Annotated in this window: 19 protein-coding genes; 18 read left to right on the top strand and 1 reads right to left on the bottom strand. The window is 46.8% G+C overall.

Annotated elements, in window-relative coordinates; all coding sequences use genetic code 11:
- Positions 1-107: 107 nt before the first annotated feature.
- The 18 genes from H8876_RS04385 (at position 108) to H8876_RS04300 (ending at position 22,325) form a co-directional block, all read left to right on the top strand.
- Positions 108-539 (top strand): cytidylate kinase-like family protein, encoded by a 432-nt coding sequence (locus tag H8876_RS04385; protein WP_346727836.1) that lies wholly within the window; start codon positions 108-110, stop codon positions 537-539.
- Positions 540-628: 89 nt separating this feature from the next.
- Entirely contained in the window at positions 629-835 is a 207-nt protein-coding gene (locus H8876_RS04380; protein WP_249286688.1) for a hypothetical protein, read from the top strand.
- A 306-nt stretch (positions 836-1,141) separates the two neighbouring features.
- Positions 1,142-2,554 (top strand): MATE family efflux transporter, encoded by a 1,413-nt coding sequence (locus H8876_RS04375; protein WP_249286687.1) that lies wholly within the window; start codon positions 1,142-1,144, stop codon positions 2,552-2,554.
- Positions 2,555-2,577: 23 nt separating this feature from the next.
- Complete coding sequence (gene addA / locus H8876_RS04370; RefSeq protein ID WP_249286686.1) at positions 2,578-6,081, top strand: helicase-exonuclease AddAB subunit AddA; 3,504 nt, start codon at positions 2,578-2,580, stop codon at positions 6,079-6,081.
- Between the two features lie 91 nt (positions 6,082-6,172).
- The gene (gene hrcA, locus H8876_RS04365) at positions 6,173-7,246 is read left to right on the top strand and encodes a heat-inducible transcriptional repressor HrcA (RefSeq protein WP_249286685.1); all 1,074 of its coding nucleotides are present in this window, start codon (positions 6,173-6,175) and stop codon (positions 7,244-7,246) included.
- A complete protein-coding gene (gene grpE / locus H8876_RS04360) occupies positions 7,239-7,787 on the top strand; it encodes a nucleotide exchange factor GrpE (RefSeq protein WP_249286684.1) in 549 nt (182 codons plus the stop codon). The genes hrcA and grpE overlap by 8 nt, the downstream gene beginning before the upstream one ends.
- Before the next feature lie 33 nt (positions 7,788-7,820).
- Positions 7,821-9,695, top strand: coding sequence for a molecular chaperone DnaK (gene dnaK, locus H8876_RS04355; RefSeq protein ID WP_249286683.1), 1,875 nt, complete (start codon positions 7,821-7,823; stop codon positions 9,693-9,695).
- Positions 9,696-9,814: 119 nt separating this feature from the next.
- Positions 9,815-10,960, top strand: a complete 1,146-nt coding sequence (gene dnaJ, locus H8876_RS04350; protein WP_177264357.1) for a molecular chaperone DnaJ — start codon at positions 9,815-9,817, stop codon at positions 10,958-10,960.
- Between the two features lie 134 nt (positions 10,961-11,094).
- A complete protein-coding gene (locus tag H8876_RS04345; protein ID WP_346727835.1) occupies positions 11,095-12,498 on the top strand; it encodes an MATE family efflux transporter in 1,404 nt (467 codons plus the stop codon).
- Positions 12,499-12,563: 65 nt separating this feature from the next.
- A complete protein-coding gene (gene prmA / locus H8876_RS04340) occupies positions 12,564-13,547 on the top strand; it encodes a 50S ribosomal protein L11 methyltransferase (RefSeq protein WP_249286682.1) in 984 nt (327 codons plus the stop codon).
- A gap of 470 nt (positions 13,548-14,017) precedes the next feature.
- A complete protein-coding gene (locus H8876_RS10160; protein WP_283241751.1) occupies positions 14,018-14,143 on the top strand; it encodes a hypothetical protein in 126 nt (41 codons plus the stop codon).
- 557 nt (positions 14,144-14,700) lie between these two features.
- Positions 14,701-16,449 carry a DUF262 domain-containing protein gene (locus tag H8876_RS04330; RefSeq protein ID WP_249286681.1) on the top strand — a complete coding sequence of 583 codons (1,749 nt, stop codon included), beginning with the start codon at positions 14,701-14,703 and terminating at the stop codon, positions 16,447-16,449.
- A 12-nt stretch (positions 16,450-16,461) separates the two neighbouring features.
- Positions 16,462-16,878 carry a DUF6508 domain-containing protein gene (locus H8876_RS04325; protein ID WP_249286680.1) on the top strand — a complete coding sequence of 139 codons (417 nt, stop codon included), beginning with the start codon at positions 16,462-16,464 and terminating at the stop codon, positions 16,876-16,878.
- Between the two features lie 169 nt (positions 16,879-17,047).
- Positions 17,048-17,806: an EFR1 family ferrodoxin gene (locus tag H8876_RS04320; protein WP_249286679.1), complete on the top strand. Its 759-nt coding sequence runs from the start codon at positions 17,048-17,050 to the stop codon at positions 17,804-17,806.
- An 87-nt stretch (positions 17,807-17,893) separates the two neighbouring features.
- Positions 17,894-18,682, top strand: a complete 789-nt coding sequence (locus H8876_RS04315) for an RsmE family RNA methyltransferase (protein WP_249286678.1) — start codon at positions 17,894-17,896, stop codon at positions 18,680-18,682.
- A 323-nt stretch (positions 18,683-19,005) separates the two neighbouring features.
- On the top strand, positions 19,006-20,502 hold the full coding sequence (locus tag H8876_RS04310) for an APC family permease (RefSeq protein ID WP_249286677.1): 1,497 nt from the start codon (positions 19,006-19,008) through the stop codon (positions 20,500-20,502).
- Between the two features lie 61 nt (positions 20,503-20,563).
- Positions 20,564-21,433, top strand: coding sequence for an AraC family transcriptional regulator (locus tag H8876_RS04305; protein ID WP_249286676.1), 870 nt, complete (start codon positions 20,564-20,566; stop codon positions 21,431-21,433).
- A gap of 22 nt (positions 21,434-21,455) precedes the next feature.
- Complete coding sequence (locus tag H8876_RS04300) at positions 21,456-22,325, top strand: alpha/beta fold hydrolase (protein ID WP_249286675.1); 870 nt, start codon at positions 21,456-21,458, stop codon at positions 22,323-22,325.
- Between the two features lie 572 nt (positions 22,326-22,897).
- On the opposite strand, the gene H8876_RS10290 is transcribed toward H8876_RS04300, so the two are convergent.
- On the bottom strand, positions 22,898-24,335 hold a 1,438-nt coding region (locus tag H8876_RS10290; protein WP_417493249.1), incomplete at its 5' end, for a polysaccharide deacetylase family protein.

Here is a 24,335-nt window from a genome sequence, read left to right as displayed (position 1 = left end):
GGAAAACAACAGATGCGAAGGAGGAACTATACATGATCATTACAATAAGCAGAGAAAACAGCAGCGGAGGTCGTTATATCGCAGAGCGGTTATCGAAGATTTTATAGATTCCATTTTATGATAAAGATCTGGTTGCGGAAGCTGCCAGAAGCGGAAATCTGAATCTGACGGATGCGGTGGAGAACGATGAGAGAAGTTCCAGCAGCTATCTGAAGGGAAAGTCGCTGTACAAGGGGATTTTTTCCAGAGTTACACTGGATGACGAGCTGTTTCAGCTGGAAAGCGATGTGATCCGCAAGGTTGCAAAGCAGGGTGACTGCATCATCGTTGGATGGTGCGGGAATCATATTTTGCAGGAGGAAGAGACGATCGATGTGTTCCTGTATGCATCGGATCTGGGGTTCCGTATTGGTCGAAAGGTGGAATTTAACGGACTGGATCGAAAATCTGCGGAGAAGCAGATGAAGATCCTGACGGGGACGGGCAGTGTACCAGGAATACCATACGGGACATGCCTGGGGCAGCAGAGACGACTATGATCTGTGCATGGATACGGGAAAGATCGGTGTGGAGACGGCTGCGGAGCTGATCGCAGTTTACTATCAGAAGAAGACGGGAGGAAGAGAGAATGCCTAGAAGCAAAAGAGAAGGAATTTTATTAAGTTTAATCATGAGCCTGATCATGATCTATATGATGGCTGCGCTGAATGACAATGTGCGGCTTGGTGAATTTGCAGCGTCGTCCTGGCTGCTGGCTATTGCTTCGGGTTTTATCCTAAGACACGATTTTGAAAGCATTCAGGTTAAAAAGCTGTGCAGCGATATCCTGAAATAGTGTTCACTAAGGATTCAGGATAAAAAAGACGCTGGATCAGCGGTTAGAATAACCTGAAACAGTGATCAAAGAATGTTCAGGTTAAATTAATGGGAACTTGCACAGAGAAAATAACCTGAACGCAAAATTTCAGGACGTTCAGGTTAATCAGCTTGTATCTGCCCACCGGGTATGCTATAATTTCCGGGAAAGAAACAAATAAGAACCACACTGCCGCCGGGCAGTTGCGCGAGGAGCGCCAGATTTCGTATCGTTAGGCCTTAGAAGATATGAGATACCGGCGCTTGTTTTATCGGAGGAATGAGAATGGAGAAGAACAGACAGAAAACTGAATCAACGCAGTGTCAGCCAGAAATGCAGTCAGCCGGAGCTTCCACTCAGCCGACCTTAAATCAGCATCCACTGAAAGAATACAGTAAATACGTCACTTTTAATGTTATGGGGATGATAGGGGTATCCTGTTACATATTAGCAGACACGTTTTTCGTGTCTAAGGCACTGGGTGCGCAGGGACTGGCGGCGCTGAATCTGGCATTGCCCATCTTTAATGCGATCCGGGGCATCGGAATGATGATGGGCATGGGTGGTGCTACCTGGTATTCTATTCGAAAAGGTCAGCATGCAGAGGAAGAAGCGAACCGGATATTTTCTATCGTGGTAACGGCTACATTTCTATGCTCTCTGCTGTTCATTCTGGCAGGAGTGTTCTTTTCCTCACAGATCGCTTCAGCGTTCGGAGCTGATGAGTCGCTTCTGGATCTGTCGGGAACTTATCTCAAAGTCCTCTGCTGTTTTGCACCGTTTTTCATGCTCAACGATGTGATGATCTGTTTCATTCGTAATGACGGAGATCCTAACCTGGGAATGGCGGCCATGGTTGTCGGAAGTCTGGCTAACATTCTTCTGGATTACATTTTTATTTTTCCGTTTGGTCTGGGGCTGTTCGGAGCGGCTCTGGCAACGGGAGTTGCACCGGTAATCGGGATCTGCCTGACTTTGATCCACTGGACGAAACCTTCTCATACATTGAAGTTTGAACTGGGACACAGCGAATTTTCTGCAAAGCAGACTCTGACGAGTCTGCGGTCGTCTCTTGCTCTGGGATTTCCGTCCTTCGTCATGGAACTGGCTACCGGCATAGTTATTTTGGTATTCAATCTTCTGATGCTGAAAGAAGCCGGCAATACCGGAGTAGCAGCCTATGGTGTGATCGCGAATATTTCATATGTAGTCATTGCGATCTATACAGGGATCGCTCAGGGCGTTCAGCCGCTGATGAGCAGAGCTTTTGGCGAAGGGGATATGGCTCTTGTGCGAAAGAATTTGCATTATGCTGTCTGGACTATTGCCGGGGTTTCTGTGCTTCTTTATGGAGTCATTTTTTTCTTTTCAGAAGGGATCACACAGATATTCAACAGTGAAGGGAACGCTGAACTTCAGGCTATCGCCGTAACAGGGCTGAAACTGTATTTCCTTGCCGTTTTCTTTGCAGGAACCAACATTTCCATGGCCATATATTTCACCTCGACGAACCGGGCGCTGCCGGCTCATGTGATCTCGCTTTTGAGAGGGCTTCTCCTTATCGTGCCGGCTGCATTTCTACTGGCAAGGCTTCTGGGGATCTGTGGTGTGTGGTTGTCGTATCCGGTAACGGAGAGCCTGGTATTTCTGCTGGCGTGGATAATTTATTGTGTATCCAGACGAAAGAATGTATACTGATAGAAACGGAAAGGAGCACAGCCATGCAGTGGACAGAAGCGCAAGCCCATACCATAGAATCCAGAGGGAAGAACATCCTGGTTTCTGCAGCGGCAGGATCGGGTAAGACTGCCGTTTTGATCGAGCGAATAAAACAGCTGATTTTACAGGATAAAGTAGATGTGGATCGGTTTCTCATCACGACATTTACCAATGCAGCATCTCAGGAAATGCGTGAACGGCTGGAACAGGCTATCCGAAAAGAGATGGATCAGCCGGATGCAGATCGGGCGTTTCTGAAGCGGCAGCTGGATCTCATGTATAAGGCGAATATCGGAACCTTCCATAATTTCGCTTTGGAAGTCATGCATCGGTATTTCTACCTGACGGAACTGGAACCGGGGTTTGTTATAGGCGATGAGATCCAGGTGTCGATCCTGAAAAAGGAAAGCGTGGATGCTCTCTTTGAAACACGTTTTGAAGAAGACTTTGATCGGTTCAAAGCTTTTCTTAGAAAATACAGCGGCGACCGGAACGAGAATCGGCTGAAAGACAATATGATCAGCTTATACGATGAGCTGAGAAGTGTGCCGGATTATTTTAAGTGGGCAAGGGAAAGTGCTGAATGGCTTCGTTCCGATAATGTCCTGAGCATGACCGGGATCGCGATGTTCCTGATCCAGGCTTTTTATGATGGCCTGGGTAAGGCGCGCAGATATTTTGTGGAAGCCGCAGATCTTTTGGCAGACAACAGTGTGTGGAGTCTGGCGGAAAAAGCCCGGGAAGATGTGGATCGTCTGGATTCGCTGGAAGAGATCATGAGCCTTGAACCGGAACCGGGTGTTTCCCGCTGGGACGAACTTGATCTCCTCTTTCGTGCAGGGGAACTGATAGGGGATCTGAAATTCAATACCATGCGTGCTGCAAAAGATGAGAAAGACGATTACGAGGCAGTTAAGGAGACTGTCTCTGTTTTGCGTAAAAAAGGGAAAAAAGAGATCGATGATCTGAAAAAGAAGTACTTCAGCAGGAGCAGGACAGAGGCAGAAACAGAGCTGAAGTCTCTTTCCGGAGATACGGCATACCTGGTGGAGCTGCTGGAAGAGTTTGAACAGATCTTTCGAGAAAAGAAAAAAGAAAAGAACATGGTGGACTTCGATGATGTGATGCACTATGCTTCGAAGATCCTAGATGATCCAATGGCCGCAGAGGAATACCGGGAAAAATTCACGTACATATTCATAGATGAGTTTCAGGACAGCAATATGCTGCAGGAGATCATCGCCGGCAAGATCTGCAGGGAAAACAATCTCTTTATGGTAGGAGATGTGAAGCAGAGCATCTACAAGTTCCGGCTGGCTGAGCCGGAGATCTTCCGCAGCAAATATGAATTATATAAGAAGGAAGAAGAAACCCAGAGTGAAAAGATCGACCTTAACAGTAACTTCAGAAGCAAAAAAAATGTGACAAGAACAGTCAATACTGTATTCGAAAAGGTGATGGAGGATTACGATGAGGATGCGAGACTGCATTGCACGGCACCGGAGGAATATCCGGGATATCCCACGCGTGTTACGATCATAGACAGATCGGATGAAGCCGAACTGGAAGACGGGGATATGCTTGAAAGCACGGATCGAGAGATCGCGACTATCGCACGGATCGTTTCTGAGAACAAGGGTCAGCCTGTTTTTGACGTCAAGAAACAGGTGGAACGATCGGTGGAATATCGGGATATCGTTATTTTATCGCGAAATCGTCACACGATCCCGGCGATCGAGAAAGCTCTCAACGATCAGGGGATACCGGCCTTTGGAGAAAATCCGGGCGGGTATTTTGAGTCGGTAGAAATCGAGATTTTTGTGAACCTGCTGAAAGTGATCGACAATATCCGGCAGGATATCCCCCTCATCTCGGTGATGCATTCGCCGATCTTTGATTTTACTGCAAAGGAACTGGCGAAGATACGCATTGCGTTCCGGGAGGGCAGCTTCTATCAGGCGATCCGCAGTTATGCGGAAACACCCGTGGAAGTACTTTTGCAGGAAAAAGTGCGAAAAATGCTGGAGCAGCTGACTTACTGGAAACAGCTGCGGCGAACGGTAAGCCTGGAAGAACTGCTGAGAGTATTATTGTATGAGACGGGATACTATGATTACTGCAGTGGTCTGCCGGTAGGCAAACAGCGGATCTCCAACCTGCGGATGCTGGTGGAAAAAGCGGCCACGTTCGAAGAGAACAACTATACGGGGCTGTACGGCTTCCTTTCCTATATCGACGCCATGAAGAAGAATAACCTGTCCATGGGCGAAGCTAAGACCATCGGCGAGAACGAAGATGTAGTCCGGATCATGACAGTGCATAAGAGCAAGGGGCTGGAATTTCCGGTAGTGATCTTGGCGGGTGCTGGCAGGACGATACGTTTTCGAGGAAGCGGCAGCTCTATGGAGATGCACAAGGATTGCGGCATCGGTCTGCCTCTGGTAAACCGAGAAGAGGGCTGGCATAAGAAAACGCTCTTACAGCGTGTCATCGAAGGGAAAAAAGCGGCGGAAGAGCTGGAAGAGGAAGTGCGTATTTTATACGTGGCACTGACTCGTGCCATCGACCGGCTGGAAATCGTGGGAACGGTCAAGGATCTGGACAGCCTGGACGAGGAACAGGCGGGGAAACGGTCGTTTCTGGATATGGTATATGCACCGCTGAAACTGACAGGGGAAGAGATCTGCGTGGAGCATCTGGCATCGGAAGAGGGCGCAGATGAGCTGCAGGAAACTGGAACAAGCCGACATCATTCTACAAAAGATCTGATGCAGCAGCTTCAACGGACTGCACAGCGTGCCGCAGCTTATCAGCTGACAGCAGAAGAACAATCCCGTATGGAACAGATCAATGCCGGGCTGTCCTATCAATATCCGTACAGTGATGCTGTAAAGGTCAAGTCGAAATACTCCGTGACGGAACTGGCTGGCGGGAGCACGGTATCTTCTGATGAGATACTTTTGCAGAAGCCGGAGTTTACAAGGGAGCACGAAGGTCTTACTGCAGCGCAGCGAGGAAGCGCGATGCATCTTGTGATGGAGCATCTGGATTTTGCAAAGGCTCTGGAGCATGGCGGATCTTATATCCGGGAAACGGTCGAGAAGCTGCGGAGCACGGGAGCTCTTTCAGAACAGGAAGCAAAGGCAATCAGGATCGATCAGATCCAGGGATTTTTTGCGGCTCCGACCGGACGGCGTGCCGCGCAGGCACGCACTTTGCAGAAGGAACGGGAGTTTATCCTGCAAAAGGATGTCAGCGGAACGCAGGCTATCGTCCAGGGGATCATCGACTGTTTTTTTGAAGAAGAGGATGGTATGGTGATCATCGACTACAAGAATTCGTATGTGGGATCTGAGGCGGAAGAAGAGGAACTCCGGCAGCGATACGGGGAGCAGCTGGCATTATATAAGGAAGCGTTAGAGGCATCCTGGGGGCGTCCGGTCAAGGAAACCTGGCTGTATCTTTTCTATTTGAAAAAATTTATCCGTACAGACGAAAAATTTTAAAAATAGTGTTGACTTTATGGTACCGTAGTGGTACATTTAGATTGAGGTTAGCACTCGGACATAAAGAGTGCTAACAAAGAGGAGGGCTAAGATGGATTTAAGCGAACGAAAACTGAAAATACTGCAGGCCATCATAGCTGACTTCATTAGAACGGCAGAGCCTGTCGGTTCACGGACGATTTCCAGAAATTATGATCTGGGGGTCAGCCCGGCAACGGTCAGGAATGAGATGTCGGATCTGGAGGAGCTGGGCTATCTGAGCCATCCGCATACATCTTCCGGAAGAGTTCCTTCGGAGAAGGCTTACAGACTGTACGTCAACGAGCTGATGAAGAAACGGGAACTCACAAGCGAAGAAAAGGATGCGATCGCATCCAGACTCTACGGCAATGTGACGGAACTGGAGAATTTAATGAAGCAGGCGGCACACATTCTGTCAGAGATCACCAATCTGACGGCATTTGCATTAACGCCTCGCAAGGAAGAGGATACGCTCAAGTATATCAATCTGCTGCCTGTGGATGAATACACTGTGGTGCTGATGCTGGTATCAGAGAGCGGCAAGGTTTCCAACACGACAGTACATTTGGAAAAACCGGCTGCGGAAGAGTCCCTGCGGATCCTTTCGAAGTCGATGACATATAATTATCGCGGCAAGACGTTGAGCGAAGCACTGACACTGGATATTATCGAGAATTTCAAGGCGGATGCTGAATCCATGGCAATGTTTGAACGTAATATCGTACCGGGCTTTGTAAAGACGTTGGAAGATATGTTGAATGTCAATTTGTATATGGATGGGCTTACCAATATATTTTCTCTTCCGGAATACAACGATCTTGACAGAGCGAAGATGTTCCTGGAGATGCTCGACAAGAAGGAGGATCTGACAAGGGCTCTCATCAACAGAGAGAACGGTGTGATCATTACCATCGGAAACGAGAACAAGGAAGAGGCCATGCAGGATTGCAGTCTGATCACGGCAACGTATCATGTAGACGGTAAGCTGATGGGCAAGATCGGAGTCATCGGGCCGACGCGAATGCGGTACGGCGAGGTAACATCGATCGTGGAATATCTGACAGACAATATCAGTGATGCTTTTAAGATCACGGAAGGAGAAACGGAAGGAGAAACGGAAGGAGACGACAAGGGCAATGGTTGATACAGAAGATATCAGAAAGGATGCTGCACCAGAAGAGGAAGTGCAGGAAACTGCTGCAGAACCGGAAGAAAAAGAGGATGTAGCGCAGAAGGAGAATGATAAATCCGAAGAAGCGGCTAAAAAAGAGCCGGAAGAAGATTCCGACACGCGTTATATGCGGCTGATGGCGGATTTTCAGAATTATAAAAAAAGGGTAGAAAAGGAGAAAAAAGATTTATATTCTTATGCCAACGAGAAACTGGTAACAGAGCTTCTGGACGTGCTGGACAATTTTGAGAGAGCACTGGATCAGGAAGGTCAGGGGGACAGCTTCAAAGAAGGTATGGAGATGATTTTCAAGCAGCTGGGCGATGTACTGAAGAAGTCAGGTCTGGCAGAAATCCCGGCGCTGGGGGAAGAATTCGACCCGAATTTCCACAACGCTGTGATGAGCGAGGAAACCGACGACTATGAAAGCGGTAAGGTTTCCGGAGTAATGCAGAAGGGCTATACGTTGAACGGCAAGGTGATACGGCCGTCCATGGTTAAAGTCGCAGGCTAGCTTTCATAATATAAATTTGAGGAGGAATCTAAAATGGGAAAAGTAATAGGAATTGACTTAGGAACTACAAACTCGTGCGTAGCAGTACTGGAAGGTGGAGAACCGGTCGTTATCGCTAACGCAGAAGGAAACAGAACCACACCATCCGTTGTGGGATTCGCAAAGAACGGAGAAAGGCTGGTTGGAGAAACTGCCAAGAGACAGGCAATCACCAATCCTGACAGAACGATCGCATCCATCAAGAGATACATGGGTACAGATCACACAGTAGAAATCGACGGCAAGAAATACACACCGCAGGATATTTCCGCAATGATCCTGGGCAAGTTAAAGGCTGATGCAGAAAGCTATCTGGGAGAAAAGGTAACGGAAGCTGTTATCACAGTACCGGCTTACTTCACAGACAGCCAGAAGCAGGCAACAAAAGACGCAGGCAAGATCGCAGGTCTTGATGTTAAGAGAATCATCAATGAGCCGACGGCAGCTTCCCTGGCATACGGTCTTGATAAAGATGAAGAACAGCACAAGATCCTGGTATACGACCTGGGCGGCGGTACATTCGATGTATCTATTCTGGAACTGGGCGACGGCGTATTCGAAGTACTGGCTACCAACGGCAACAACAAGCTGGGCGGCGATGACTTCGACGAAGCACTGCTCAACTTCATGGCGGACAGCTTTGCTAAGGAAAACGGCGTAGATCTGAGAAAAGACAATATGGCTCACCAGAGACTGAAGGAAGCTGCAGAAAAAGCTAAGAAGGAACTGTCCAGCGCACAGACGACCAATGTAAACCTGCCGTTCATCACGGTAAATGAAAACGGTCCTCTGCACCTGAACATGGATATTACAAGAGCTAAATTCGACCAGCTGACAGCTGATCTGGTAAACGCTACCATCGAACCGATGAAGAAGGCTATGGCAGACGCAGGCGTAAGCAACAGCGATCTGTCCAAGGTAATCCTGGTCGGTGGATCCACAAGAATCCCGGCTGTACAGGAAGCTGTCAAGAAGATCACCGGCAAAGAACCGTTCAAGGGCATCAACCCGGATGAATGCGTAGCTATCGGTGCAGCTATCCAGGCCGGCGTACTGACTGGTGAAGTAAACGATGTACTGCTTCTGGACGTAACCCCGCTGTCCCTGTCCATCGAGACGTTAGGCGGAGTTGCAACGAAGCTGATCGAAAGAAATACAACGATCCCGACAAAGAAGAGCCAGATCTTCTCCACTGCTGCAGACAACCAGACTGCTGTAGACATCCATGTAATGCAGGGTGAAAGAGAAATGGCTGCTGACAATACAACTCTGGGACGGTTCCAGCTGTCCGGTATCCCGCCAGCTCCACGTGGTATCCCGCAGATCGAAGTTACATTCGATATCGATGCCAACGGTATTGTAAACGTACATGCGAAGGATATGGGAACAGGCAAGGAACAGAGCATCACAATCACTTCTTCCACAAAGCTGTCTGAAGACGAGATCAATGCTAAGGTCAAGGAAGCAGAACAGTATGCTGAAGAAGACAAGAAGAGAAAAGAAGAAATCGAAGTCAGAAACCAGGCTGAAACTCTGATTTATGAAACAGAGAAGAACATGAAAGACCTGGAATCCTCTCTGTCTGAAGAAGAGAAGAACGATATCAATGCGGCTAAGGATGATCTGTCCAAGGCTCTGGAAGCAAACAATATCGATGACATCAAGGCTAAGACAGAAGCTCTGACAGAAAAGTTCCACACGATTTCGGCTAAGATGTATCAGCAGGCTCAGGCCGCAGGCGCAGCCGGTGCAGATCCGAACATGGGAGCAGCAGGCGCTGCCGGCGCAGGTGCAGCAGATGCAGGAGCACAGCCGAAGGATGACAATGTAGTGGATGCTGACTATGAAGTAGTGGACGACGACAAATAAACTTGTGAAAGTGCTTAAGGTGTAGTAAACCGGTCGATCCGGTGTACGAGGGTGCAGTTTTGTATCTTTCGTGCACCGGATTATCGTGTGTAGTGAGAAATAATAGAAGGATAGATTAGATGGCAGATAAGAGAGATTACTACGAAGTCCTGGGGCTGCAAAAGGGAGCCAGCGATAATGATATCAAAAAGGCTTTCCGTAAAATGGCAATGAAATATCATCCGGACAAAAATCCGGGAGATAAGGTGGCCGAGGAAAAATTTAAGGAAATCAATGAAGCTTACGCGGTTCTTTCTGATCCGGAGAAAAAAGAAAAGTACGACAGGTTCGGTCATGCCGGAGTAGATCCGAATAGCGGATTTGGAGGCGGAGCCGGAGGCTTTGGCGGTTTCGGCGGATTTGAAGATATCTTCGACATGTTCGGCGGAGCATTTGGGGGCTTTGGAGGTGGCAGCAGAGGCAGACGCAACAATGGCCCAAGAAAGGGCAGTGATCTGCAGAAGGCTGTTACGATCACGTTCGAGGAGGCGGCTTTTGGTACGAAAAAAGAGATTCGCCTCAATAAGTATGTGAAGTGTAAAACCTGCGGCGGCAGCGGTGCGGCACCGGGAACTTCTAAAAAGTCATGTCCGAAATGCGGCGGAACAGGAGAGATCAGAACGGCACAGAGAACTCCGCTGGGGACATTCCAGAGCGTATCTCCGTGTCCGGATTGTAACGGAACAGGAGAGATCAATGAAACACCGTGTCCGGACTGCGGCGGCAGCGGCAAGACGAGAGACAATGTAACGATTTCTGTCAATATCCCGGCCGGTGTGGATAATGATTCCGTGATCCCGATCAAGGGTCAGGGCGAACCTGGCGTCAACGGCGGTCCGGATGGAGATCTTTATATCGTGATCAATGTGGAACCGCACAAGATATTTGAGCGCCGCGGACAGGATCTGTGGTTGGAGATCCCGATCACATTCGATCAGGCAGCGTTGGGTGATGATATCATCGTACCGACACTGGAAGGCAAGGTTTCCTATAAAGTGCCTTCCGGAACGCAGCCGGATACGATATTCCGCCTGAAGGGTAAAGGGATCAAGAGCGTGCGCGGAAACCGCAAGGGAGATCTTTATGTAAAGGTAAATCTGGAAGTTCCGACGAAGCTGAATTCCAAGCAGAAAAAAGCGATTTCTGCGATGGCGGAAAAGGTGACGGGAGAATGTTATCAGAAGAAGAGCAGCTTCCTGGATTCACTGAAAGAGTTCTTTTCCTAGATAGATCGAGCAAGAATCACAAAAGCATAAGGGTGTGTATCCAGAAAGGATATACACTCTTTTTATTGACAGAAAAATAGAATTTTGAAAGAAGTCTTGACGACGAGGAAAAACAAGAATAGTATAAAACTGATATGAGATTGTTAGGAAAAAATAAGGAAAACTCAATAGAAAATCTTTCAAACGGACCTGGCGCAGAGGTTGGCACGCGGATGTTCACCAACAAGTATCTGATTCGTCTCTTGTGGCCCCTTTTTGTGGAGCAGCTGCTGGTATTTGCTGTCGGGATCGCCGATTCCTTTATGGTGGCAAGCGTTGGAGAAGAAGCGGTATCTGCTGTTTCACTGGTAGATTCCATTATGATGCTTTTGATCACCATCATGACGGCACTGGCCACAGGTGGCGCAGTGGTAGTCGGTCAGTTCCTGGGACAGAAAAAAGAAGCGGAGGCCAGAAAAGCAGGAGATCAACTGCTTCTGTTCGTTACGGCGCTTTCTCTGATCATCGTTGCAGTCATGTATATCTTTCGCAAGGGGCTTCTGCCGCTTGTCTTTGGCGATGTAGAACCGCAGGTCATGGCATACTGCAATACATATTATAAGATCGTAGTGGCAACGGTGCCTTTGATCGCAGTCTACAATGCCGGCGCAGCTTTGTTTCGGAGTATTGGAAATTCCAAGATTGCCATGAAGATCTCGCTTCTGATGAACGTTATCAATATCAGCGGCAATGCTGTTTTGCTGTATGGATTTCATTGTGGTGTGGAGGGTGTTGCGATACCGACGCTGGCGGCACGGTTCGTTGCAGCGCTGATTGTTATCAAAGCACTGCGAAATCCGGATCTGGCAGTTCATCTCAGCAGGCCTTTTGTCTGGCGTCCAAACTGGAAGCTGATCAAAAATATCTTACGGATCGGTATCCCAAACGGGATCGAAAACAGCATGTTCCAGCTGGGGAAACTGCTGCTTCTCAGCATGATATCTGGATTTGGAACAACGGCGATCGCAGCCAATGCGGTGGCAAATACTGTTGCGATGATCGCAGTTCTGCCTGGCATGGCTGTAGGATATGGCATCGTTTCCGTTATCAGCCAGTGCGTGGGCAGCGGCGACTATGAGCAGGTTCGCTATTACGGCAGGAAGCTGATAAAATGGGTCTATTTGCTGATGGGGATCGTGGATATCCTGATCATTTTGCTGATTCCGGTAATCATAGATCTTTATGGACTTTCGGAAGCGACGGGGGATCTGGCCGGGAAAATCATCCTGTTCCATAATATCTGCGCTATCGTGATATGGCCGATTTCATTTTCACTGCCTAACGTGTTGCGTGCCGCAAGCGATGTGATGTACACTATGATCATCGGCGTGGGATCCATGTGGGTCTTCCGTATCCTGTCAGGGTATCTGCTGGGATCGGTACTGGGCATGGGTGTATTCGGCGTCTGGGTCGCCATGATCATCGACTGGGTGGTAAGATCGGTATGTTTTATTATTAGATATCATGGTGGAAAATGGAAGCATCCGGCTGTACGGTAAGACTTTTGCAGCGCATTTTGCAGAAGAACCGAGAAAGCCATCAATAGGAAATACAGGAGGATATTATGCGTTATCTTGAATTAAAAATACAGGCATCCGAGCAGGGCGTGGAACAGATCACAGCACTGCTCCTTGGTATGGGGATCACGGAGATGTCCATCGATGACCCTCATGACATGGACGATATTTTGCAGAAAAAACATGAGTATGGCTGGGATTATATAGAGGATGATCTAAAGGAAAATCTTGATAGGGAGCCGGTGATTTCTCTGTACTTCGACGAGGCAGATCCGAAGGCACAACAGATGGCTGTCATGGTCAAGGACGGTATTTTGGCGCTGCAAAGACGTCAGCAGGCAGGCGAATTCGGACAGCAGGCAGATCTCGGCAGTCTGACTGTTACAGAGAACATCGTGGACGATGGTGACTGGAAAGATAAGTGGAAAGAGTTCTTCAAGCCGACTAAAGTAACGGATCGCATCGTGGTAAAGCCGACCTGGGAAGAATATACGCCGAAGGAAGATGAGCTGGTCATTGAGATTGATCCGGGGATGGCTTTTGGGACGGGGACACATGAGACGACGTCGCTTTGCATGAAGCTGATGGAAAAGTATCTTGGGGAACATCCGGAAGAGAAGAAGATCCTGGACGTGGGCTGCGGTTCGGGGATCCTTTCTATCTGTGGAGCTCTGCTGGGAAGCCGTGAGATCCTGGGCATTGAAATCGATGAGGATGCGGTGCGTGTCGCTCATGAAAATGTGGAAGAAAACCATGTGGAGGATGCTGTCAAAGTCATGCAGGGCGACCTGACTAAAGGCGTGGATTTCAAGGCGGATGTGATCGTGGCAAATCTCATGGCGGATCTTGTGATGCTTCTTTCGGAGGACGCCAGAAAGCACCTGACGGAGGACGGCATATTCATTTCTTCCGGTATTCTGGTAGAAAAAGAGGAAATGGTATCGGCGGCGATCCGCGAGGCAGGCTTTCGTATCGTAGAGATTGCAGAGGACGGTGAATGGTGTGCCATCGCGGCGGTACCGGAGGTATGATCATGAAGGGTTCACGTGGATGACGGCAAAGGCAGTTATCAGAGCAGGGTATTTTTCCAATGTGCAGGAATCGTGATTTTTTGATGCAAAAACAGAAAATTGGCTGTGAATGAGCCGTAGCAATTGGATCATGGCTAAGAAATTCACGGATAGAGGGAAAATGGAAACTGATTCTCTGGATAAAAAAGGAGACAATATCTATATATGGAATACAATAAGGCTAACCGCCACTTGAATTGCCATGTATTTACATTTAGTTCCATGTACTTGTGAAAATTTTCTGTATATCAGTTCTTTGTAATTCGATTTCGTAGAAAATCGTGCCAGAAAAATGCATTCGGTGTTCACTGGGGAAGTACAACACAGCAGGTGATGTAGAAAAAATGGTTAGAGGGCTTGAAAAGATATTAGGGTAGCACGTTTGTAAAACTAACGCTCCACATTGTGGAGCGAATTGAAAGGACGTTGTTATGGACGAAATTATTAAAAAAGATAATCTGCCAGTTGATCGGCAGTCGGAAGAGGCATATCTCTCCATCCGAGGCTGTGTCATCGATGCACAGAAACAGGTGTATTCTGCTGTGCAGAAATCGTGATTTTTTGATGCAAAAACAGAAAATTGGCTGTGAATGAGCTGTAGAAATTGGATCATGGCTAAGAAATCGCAAATAGAAGGTAATTATCTTAATAGACGATTTTAGTTAAAATTTATCAAAATCACCATGACTTGCAAGTGCGGTGTTGTCATTTCCCGGTCAGTTGCTCGAAGTTCTTTTAGGCTCCACTTGGTTCTGCACATTTTTAAAGGCAGCGACTGCTATGAGTAAGGATTAGTTTCAGAGTAGAAATCAATATATGTTTATGCTATAATCAGTTATCTTATTAGTGAAATAGAATTGTATAAAAGTGGAGTTGAGATTATGCTGAAAAATAACTTGGAGATAGATGTTAAAGTGAAGTGCCTCGAAGAAGGGGCAACTCAGGTATAGCTTGTGGAGAAGATTGGGACTTCTGCTCCGTATGTAAGTAGGCTAATAAACAAACAAAGAGGAGCTTTTGAATAAACCATTTGTAGAAATGCTTGAAGCTCTCGGCTATGACATTCAACTTATCTATGTAAAACGAGAAGAACATTGATGAAAGGTAGGAATTTATGGCTTATGAAACACCTTTGACAATTGCAGAAGTGATGCAGGACATCTCAAATAATAAATATGTGCTTCCTTCCATCCAGAGAGAGTATGTATGGGATACTGAACAGGTAGAGACACTATTTGATAGCCTTATGCAGGATTATCCTATTGGAGCATTCCTGTTCTGGGAAATTGAAAAAGCAAGACTGCAGGATTATGACTTTTATGAGTTCTTGAGAAACTATCATGAGAAGAATAATACCCACAATAAGAAGGTTGATCTCAAAGGCTCTGATGGTGTAACAGCTGTTCTTGATGGGCAGCAGCGTCTGACATCTATATATATTGGCCTTAAGGGATCCTATGCATATCGCTTAAAATATAAGCAAAAGAAAAGTGAAAACGCATATCCTGTCAGATATCTTTACTTAAACTTGATTGATGATGCACAGGATGAAACTAATAAATATGATTTTAGGTTTTTAACGGATAAAGAATTTGGCGAAATGACGGAAGGATTCTGGTACAAGGTTGGAGATATCCTCTTCATGACTCAGCCAGGTGAAACCTCTCAATATGTACTGGATAATATTGCTTTTGCAGGAACATATACAAAAGAGCAGACTATGCATGCCAATAATACGTTACAAAAACTCTATAATGTTGTCCATACAGATAAGACTCTCAGCTATTATAAAGAGAAAGCATCAGAGTTGGATAAGGTTTTGAATATTTTTATTCGTGTTAACAGTGGTGGCACAGTGCTGACTTATTCAGACTTGCTGCTTTCCATTGCTTCTGCTCAATGGGAAAACCATGATGCAAGAGAGGAAATCACGGATTTTGTCGATGATATTAACTCTATTGGCGGGGGATTCCGTATCAATAAAGATTTTGTGTTAAAAACCGCACTGGTATTGACCGACTTCCCCAATATCGCATTTAAAGTTGATAATTTCAATAAGTCCAACATGATGAAAATTGAGATGAATTGGGAGAATATTAAACGTGCGATAAAACTGTCTGTACATTTAATATCTTCGTTTGGATATACAGGAGAAACGCTTAGTTCAAATAATGCTCTTATTCCAATTGCCTATTATTTGCTGACGATTGGTATGCCCGATAACTTTGTGGAGTCAGGGGCAACTAAGGAAAACAGGTCAAAGATAAAGAAATGGCTGATAATGACACTGCTTAAGAAAGTATTCAGCGGGCAACCAGATAATGTAATTAGACCTATCCGTGACATTATCCGAGAGAATGGAAACAATGAATTTCCAATCACTGAAATTATTGATAAGTTTAAGGGAACTAATAAATCAATTCAATTTACCGAAGATGATATTGATGAATACCTGCTTAAACTAAGATATGGAAAGAGCGAAACTTTATCGGTGCTTATGTTGCTCTATCCATCATTGGATTTCAGCAATAAATTTCATGAAGATCATATGTATCCAAGGAGTAAATTCAAAAAATCATATCTTCGAAAAATGGGTATTTCAGAGGACAGGCTGGATACATATATCAACTCCGTAAATGATATCGGTAATCTGCAGCTCCTTGCAGCACAGCTAAACGAGGAGAAACTCGATACAGATTTCGATGTGTGGTTTCACAAACAGCAAGTCACAGACACTGATAAGATTCAGTATCGCAAGATTCATTATCTGCCGGATATGGATTATACCTACGATATGTTTCTGGAATTTATTGAGAAAAGAAAGAAACTGCTAAAGAAGCAGCTGAAAGCAGAATTGATGTAAAAGAGGTGACCTATGTACGAAAGCTTAACCAAGTACCTAACCGAGCTCACAGATGATGAATTTGGCACATGGTTTATCGACAAGGAAAATGATGGAACACCAGAGCATCCCATACGGATGCCTTATGTAAATTACTCCAGTACTGTTGAGCATTTTATCAGTGATGTTTACGGTTTCATGGATGAACATGAAGAGATGGGTTTAAATCACTATACGGATATCCTTAAAGCAAATGGTATTGAATGGGGAATGAATTCAATGACAACAGCAGTAATTGAAAATCTGGATGCGAAATGCATACTTGCCATGATTTTAGGTGCTGTTCGTGCAGAGAAATTTTGCGATGGTGCACTGCTTGGATTTTTGGAGGAGGGCTCTATTGCACGATGGCTTGAAAGACTGGAAGCCCTGGATAAAGCACAGGAGTGATCACATGCAACACGAATGCAGGATAGCAGCCTGGAAACAAAGATATTCCCGGTGGAAAGAATCAATATCCCGGAGAACGAGGAAGAAAAGCATTAGCTGGAAAACAGAAGTTCAGGAACACTACGGAGGATGCTTATACGGGATAAGAAGAACGGAGGTGTAGCTGCATATGATTTTCTGCTTTTCAGGCACAGGAAACAGCCGATATATAGCAAGGCGATTTGCTGAAGCGTTGAAGGATACGGTAGTAGATCTTAATGCCAAAATTAAAGCGCAGGATAATTCGTTGATACAGACGGGTAAAGATGTGATCATTGTGGTTCCAACATATGCGTGGCGCATTCCACGGGTCGTATCAGAATGGCTTACAAAAACAGAACTGGCATCTGCCGAGTGCATTTGGTTTGTGATGGATTGTGGCAGCGAGATTGGAAATGCCGCAAAATATAATAGGCATCTTGCAGAGCAGATGAAGCTGAGATATATGGGAACGGCACAAGTCGTTATGCCGGAGAACTACATTGCCATGTTTGGCGTACCGGAGGCAGAGGAAGCTGTGAAAATTGTGGAGAAAGCAAACCCTGATATTGAAGCCGCTATCGCAAGAATTAAGGTGGGACAAGAGTTCTCTGCACCTCGCAATAATATGTATGACCACATTATGAGTGAACTTGTGAATCCTATTTTTTATCAGCTAATAGTCAAGGCTGACTCGTTTTATGCGAGTGAGATCTGTATTGGTTGCGAACAATGTGCTTTAAAATGTCCATTGAACAACGTTCAGTTACAGAATGGAAAGCCCGTGTGGGGTAAGAAATGTACACACTGCATGGCTTGTATTTGCTATTGTCCTACGAAAGCTATTGAGTACGGGAAGAAGAGCAGAGGGAAACCACGCTACTGCTTTGAGAAATTGGAATTAAAATAGTTTGTGAATTAGGCAGAACTTATGAAGACGTATCAGAAGCCGGTGGAAGAATAGCACGAATGTTGAAATTATAGAAGAGGAAAATATATGAGCAGATTTTTTGTTGCTCCAGAAGATGTGGGAGCGGAATACATTACCATAGAAAACAGGGAAGATCTTCATCATATGAACAAAGTGCTCCGGCTGAAAGCGGGCGATAAGATCGATGTGTCCGATGGTGACATGTGGGAGTACCATGGCCGGATCGAAACTCTTGAGCCGGAATATTGTCAGGTGAAGATCCTGGACAAGCAGAAATTTTCGGCAGAGCCTGAGACAAAGATCACTTTGTTTCAGGGAATCCCCAAGCAGGGCAAGATGGAGCTGATCGTGCAGAAAGCCGTGGAGCTGGGTGCCTGCGGGATCGTACCGGTGTTTATGGACCGGACGGTAGTGACGGATAAAGGGAACTTCGGCAAGAAGATCCAAAGGTGGCAGAAGGTTTCAAATGAGGCGGTAAAGCAGTGCAAGCGTGGGATCATCCCGCAGATAGAAGACGCTATTAAGATGCCGGAGGTGATCCGGCGGTTTGCAGGATTCGACCTGGTGCTGTTCCCTTATGAAAACGAAGACGGGACTACCATCAAGGAGGTGCTGCGGCCGCTGGCAGGTGGATCGTATGAAGAGGCCGGTACAGCGGCTGGCAATGCCGGGAAACTGGCCAGGCCGGAAAACATCGCCATCATCATCGGCCCGGAGGGCGGCTTTTCTGAAAAAGAAGCCCAGCAGATCGTAGAGGCGGGTGGCAAGTCGGTTTCTTTGGGGAAGACTACTTTGCGAACGGAGACGGCAGGACTTGCAGCCATCGCCATGACGCTGTATGAGCTGGAACTGTAGACTTCGCACGAAGACAGCGAGCGTGTGACGAGGGATGTGCAGGAAGATAGTGGATGCGTGGTGAAAGCTTTGCAGGAAACTGGGGTGGTACAAACAGGAATTAAATAACGGTAAAAACAAGAAGTGTACTTTCGCAGGAGACATACACTTCTTTTTTGTGCCAGTGAGAAACTTTGCAATCAGATATTATGCGGATCCAATACCTTATGCTTGTTCGTTTTTGTTCTAGCAGAAGAAATAGGAAAAAAGTATAATTTACGGAAAGAGAGGGTACCTTTATAGATTTATTCACTGTTATTTTTATCACTTGAGGAGGCATTATTATGGAATCCAACAATGTAACATTAAATAGACAGTTGGGTATGCGGGAAGGGATCACCATTACTACTGGTACGGTAATCGGTGTGGGCCTGTTCACCACCGGTGCGAACTGTGTCGGTATCATGGGCGCAGGAATCATCCTTCTTACATTTATCGGACTGTTGATCTGTATTTTACCTGCACTGATGTATGCGGAAATGGGCGCTGCTCTGCCGTATGCAGGCGGTACTTACAACTACGCTAAGAGAGCTATCAGTCTGCCGGTGGCAAATATTTCTGCATGGCATTATCTGATGGCACTGATCGCATGCTGTTCCACAGAGTCGCTGGCGTTCTCCAACTACTTCTCCTGGATCTTTAAGGGAATGGGAATGGAAGTTGCCATCGACAACCGGATCATCGCAGCTGTGCTGATGTTCCTGTTCGTATTTATAAATTATCGTGGCGTTAAATTATCCGGAAGATGGCAGAACGCTTTCGTGTTCTTCTTCTGGTCGGTATCTGCTGTATGGATGCTGGTTATGATCCACAATATCGATTTTTCAAATTATCTGCCGGAAACACTGACAACATTCCCGGGATTCAAGGCATGGGTCGAGATCCTGACATGGATCTGGTGGTGTTATGCCGGATTTGAAACATGTGTTGGTATGGGCGGCGAAATAAAATATCCGCAGATCAACATCCCGCGTGCACTGTTCCTGGCGCCATTCGTTATCTTCATCGTAAATGCGCTGTTCCAGTGGTTCCTGGCTGGTCTGGTACCGGCTGCTTCCCACAGTGCTCTGGCAGAAGCTGCTGCACCGTATGCAGAAGGATTGCAGATGGCTGGATATATGGGATTCCCGATCGTATTGCTTTGCATTGGCGTTGCATTCGGCGGAGATTTTTCCACGATGAACCCTGGTATCGAAGCTCCGTCCCGCTACATCTACCAGATGGGGCAGGATGGCTGCCTGCCAAGAGTATTCGGAAAACTCCATCCGAAATTCCGTACACCGTATATTGCGATTTTAACAGTAGGTATCATTTCTTTCCTGCTGATCCTGACCAACTCCATCGCATTCGTTGCTCAGATCAATATCTGCTCCCTGTTCTGGTGCTATATCATCGGATTCATTTCCTTCTGGGAACTGCGCAGAAAAGAACCTGAACTGAAGCGTCCGTATAAAGCTCCATGGCCGGTATTCTCGACTGTCAGCAGCATTATCATATATGCTCTGATGATGTGGAGCTGCGGCTGGGTACATGTAGGAATCAGTTTTATCATCACAGCATGCAGCTTGGTGGTATTCTACCTCTTCGCAAGAAAGGGAAGTATTTCCCAGGAAGAAATCAAAGAACTGCAGGCAAAAGAAGCTGCTATGCTGGAAGAAGATGTTCCATCTGCTAAAGAAAAATCCAAGATGGATAAGGAGTACAGGATCTGGAAGATCGCAGTCAGCATTCTGACCGTACTGATCATTCTGCTGTACGTCGTTTCCTTCCTGCTGAAATAAGGGGGGATCTATGGTATAATATAGTCACGGCCTGCAGTATATGAAACAATGGAGCGGTATTATGTATCAACAATTCAGCAACAACAGAATACAGGATTATTCCAAATCCTTATGCTGCCAGCCGGGCTATTATTCTGATGAATTACATTACAGAGAAGTATATCTTACGCAGCGTGATCCGGCACACAGGATCGTATCCATGTGCTATGAAGCGTTCCCGAAAAAGTCGCGGGTCAGCATTCCGGTAATTCCGGATGGCTGCGTTGATGTGGTTCTAGCATTCGGCAATGACTTTTGTCAGGGAATCTCGGTTTGCGGCACGATCAGTACATTATATGCGATGGATTTTCAGGAGAGCGATTACATTTTCGGTATGCGTTTTCTTCCTGGAAAGTTTCCTCCGGAGCTTATGGGAGACATCAGTTCTTTCATGGATGAACAGCATGATCTTGCTCTTCATGTAAGAGAGTGGAAGTTCATCGATGCGATGCGGCAGTCTGCAAATTTTTATGAGCGGGTCGCTTTGGCCAGGGAGTATCTCTCTGAATTCGCCCGTTCGGATGAATACAAGGAGATGCTGGTGCAGCACACGGTGGATATGATCTGCAACAGTGGCGGAAATGTCGGGATCGAGAGGATCTCACAGGAACTGGTATACAGTCCGCGATATGTAGAGCGGGTCTTTAAAGAGTACACCGGATTCAGTCCCAAAAAGATGTGCCGCCTGGTGCGGGCACACAAAGCTCTGCTGATGCTGCTTTGCAGCAAGGAATTTTCGAAAACCATGATTTCTCTGGAATGCGGATACGCTGATTTGAGTCACATGAACAGGGAACTGAAGTCAGTTCTGGGAGTGACGCCAAAGATGGTCGGACGTGAGGATTTGTATCTGGGAAGTATGAAAACTTCACAGACTGTATATAATTTTTAGGAATTAGTAATAGGGAAATTTTATGAGTAAGACATATTATGATTATGCGGAAGTGGACTGGGAGCAGAAATACCTGGACCTGGATACCGGCGTGAGGATGGCGTATTATGAATGTGGTCCAAAGGACGGTAAGACGGTGCTGCTGATCCATGGCGTGACCGATGGTTGCGTGGCATGGGCGCAGATCGCGCCTGTTCTGGAAAAAGCTGGCTGCCACTGCTATATCGTGGAATATCGTGGCAATGGTATGACCGATAAGCCCGACATGGGTCCTTTCGGTTATACGGGCGAACTGCTTGCAGACGATATAATTGATTTTATCGAGAAACTGGATCTGCAGGAAATCCATGTTGTAGGACACTCCTACGGGTCACTGATCACACAGATACTAGCTGTAAAGATCCCGCAGCGGTGTGCGGACTACGTGCTCATCGATACGGCGGTAGATTGCAGGAATAATCCGGTGATTCTGAGTGTCCGCAATGGAGATGGGGACGGATTTAAGGGGCTGGATCATTATCCGGATGGACTTCCGGATTCGTTTCTACAGGAGTGGACAGCTATGGGGAATGAATCTAAATCGTTCCGGGCTGCGGCACTGGAACACGTAAGGCAGATGCCGATGGTCTCCTGGAAAAATCTGATGGATGGGCTTTTACAGTTCAACAGCACTGCTTTTATCGGAGATATCCATGGGGATGTTCTGGTGCTGTGGGGAACGGAAGACGATATTTTCCCGAAAGCCGACCAGGATCAGGTCAAAGCCGGTCTTACCGGATGCAACGTGAAGTATGTGGATGTAGACGGAGCCAGTCATAACGGCTTCTGGGACAGTATGGTCATGGCGGAAACGTATGCGGATCATATCCTGGATTTTATTGGAAAAAAGTAGAAAAACGTTTAGTTATTAGATCACTGAGATAGAATACTGCATTTGCAGCTCTATGATAAAACCTCAAACTCCCTGTTTTTCGGGCGATTGCCCGGGAAATGGGGTGTTTTTTATGACCTGCCCAAATCTTTGATTTGGCTTCGGCATGGCGGAGTATGCAGTGGTGGCTGAGCTGCACCGAAGAATTATCCTGAAACTGTGGTATTGCTGCACTATCGGATAGTTTGGAGGAAGTTGGTTCGGCGGAAATACCCTGAATGGAGAAAAAAGTTGGGGATATGTTAGTTTGCTGTGATCGGAGCTACGGGCACTATCCTGGATGGAAGGCGAGGGATCATACAGGATAGTTTGCATATAGGAATTGCAGATGTATTGAGAGAAACTATCTGAAATCCCTTGCCAAATGACGATTCAGGGTATTTTTTTGAAATCTGCTTGAAGCGAATTATCCTGGAGAGTATGTGGGAGCTGGAATCAGGGTATTTTTTGTGACAGCAGGGTAATCGAGGATGATCAAACGTTTCGGCAGGCCTGCGGACGAGCACTGGCGACCGGAATCGGCCTGCCATCCTCTATTTCAAAAACTTGAAAAACTCTTCCGGACTTTTATCGGGTGGACGGAGGTGGCGTTTGAGGCGGTAGAGACAGTCGGGGTCGCCGCGTTTGATGACGCTGATGCCTTCGGTGCAGCTTAGAGTTGCCTGAAAGCCGATCTCACGCAGGACTTCGTCGGTGTTTTCGCTGAAGGCTCCGAAAGGGTAGGTGAAAGTGTTGGGGGCGACGCCGGTGACGTAGGCGATCTTGTTTTGCAGGTGCCAGACGTCAGAGGAGAGGAACTTGGCATAGGATTCTTTTGATTCAGAAGTAGTTTGAGATACACCGTTTCGATGATCAAAGGAATGACAGTTATAGGAGTGGTTCTGGATCTCCCAGCATCCGGACAGGTGCATTTCCAGGATGTCGTCCCAGGTCAGATGAGCGTAGCTGGGATTTTCGTCCGGAGTCTGGCTGAAATCATCAGACAGCTTTCCCACGATGGAGATGACTGCTTTCATATTGTATTTTTTCAATAGTGGGAATGCGTAGTAATAGTTGTTATAGTAGCCATCGTCAAAGGAAAGGACTATGGGCTTTTTTGGCAGGAAGCCGGTGCCGTTGACATAGTCGATGACTTCTTTCATGAAGACCGGCGTGTAGCCTTTCTTTCGGATGTACTGGAGATCCTTTTCAAAGAGGTCGGGAGAGACGATGTACTGACTCTGCTTGACCGGATCTTTTAGCATGGAATGATACATGAGGATCGGCAGTTCGATCTGGTTTTCGTGGGTGATGGCAGTGTTGGCCTGCAGTTCATTGAGGTAGTAATTACCCTCGGAGAACGGGTATTTTCTCTGATACTGGCCATCGTTCTGGCGTACTACGGTGGAGCGGTGGGAGGAGAGAAGTTTGGTGATGCTGTAAAGATCGATCCAGATTTGTGTGGGGTTGTCTTTGGCGTCTTCATCAAAGATCAGCTGCATCCCCAGGTGGAGGTGAGGTGTGTCGATGTTGTTGGTGTTCTCCCGCAGGCTGTAGCCGGTCTGCCCGGTGTATCCGATGACGTCTCCAGCGGTGACGGTGGCTCCGACGTGCAGATTTGATGCAAAGGGCGCGTCTTTCCGCAGGTGGGCGTAGTAATAATAGCGCTGATTATCGAAGCTGCGGATCCCGATGCGCCAGCCACCATACTGATTCCACCCGAGGGCTTCTACAGTGCCGCTTTCTACGGCGATTACAGGACTTCCTACGGAGGTCATAAGATCGTGCCCCAGATGCCGGCGGCTGTAGCCATAGCTTCGGCTGGTCCCGAAGTCATCAAAATCCTCGTAGTAAAAGCCGTCAGCGATGGGAGAAAAGGCCTTGAGCCCGTAGACTTTTTTCCAGGTCTCTTTACCTGTTTTTTCATCGGGAATACGGATCTGATATTCCCCTAGCATTCCCTGTAAAACCGCACCGTAGGCGCTGTCTCTT

Origin of the sequence: Lentihominibacter faecis (assembly GCF_014306095.1) — a bacterium.
GTDB lineage: Bacteria > Bacillota > Clostridia > Peptostreptococcales > Anaerovoracaceae > Lentihominibacter > Lentihominibacter faecis.
The sequence above is the reverse complement of the archived record's forward strand: the minus strand, read 5'-3'. Positions and strand labels throughout refer to the sequence as shown.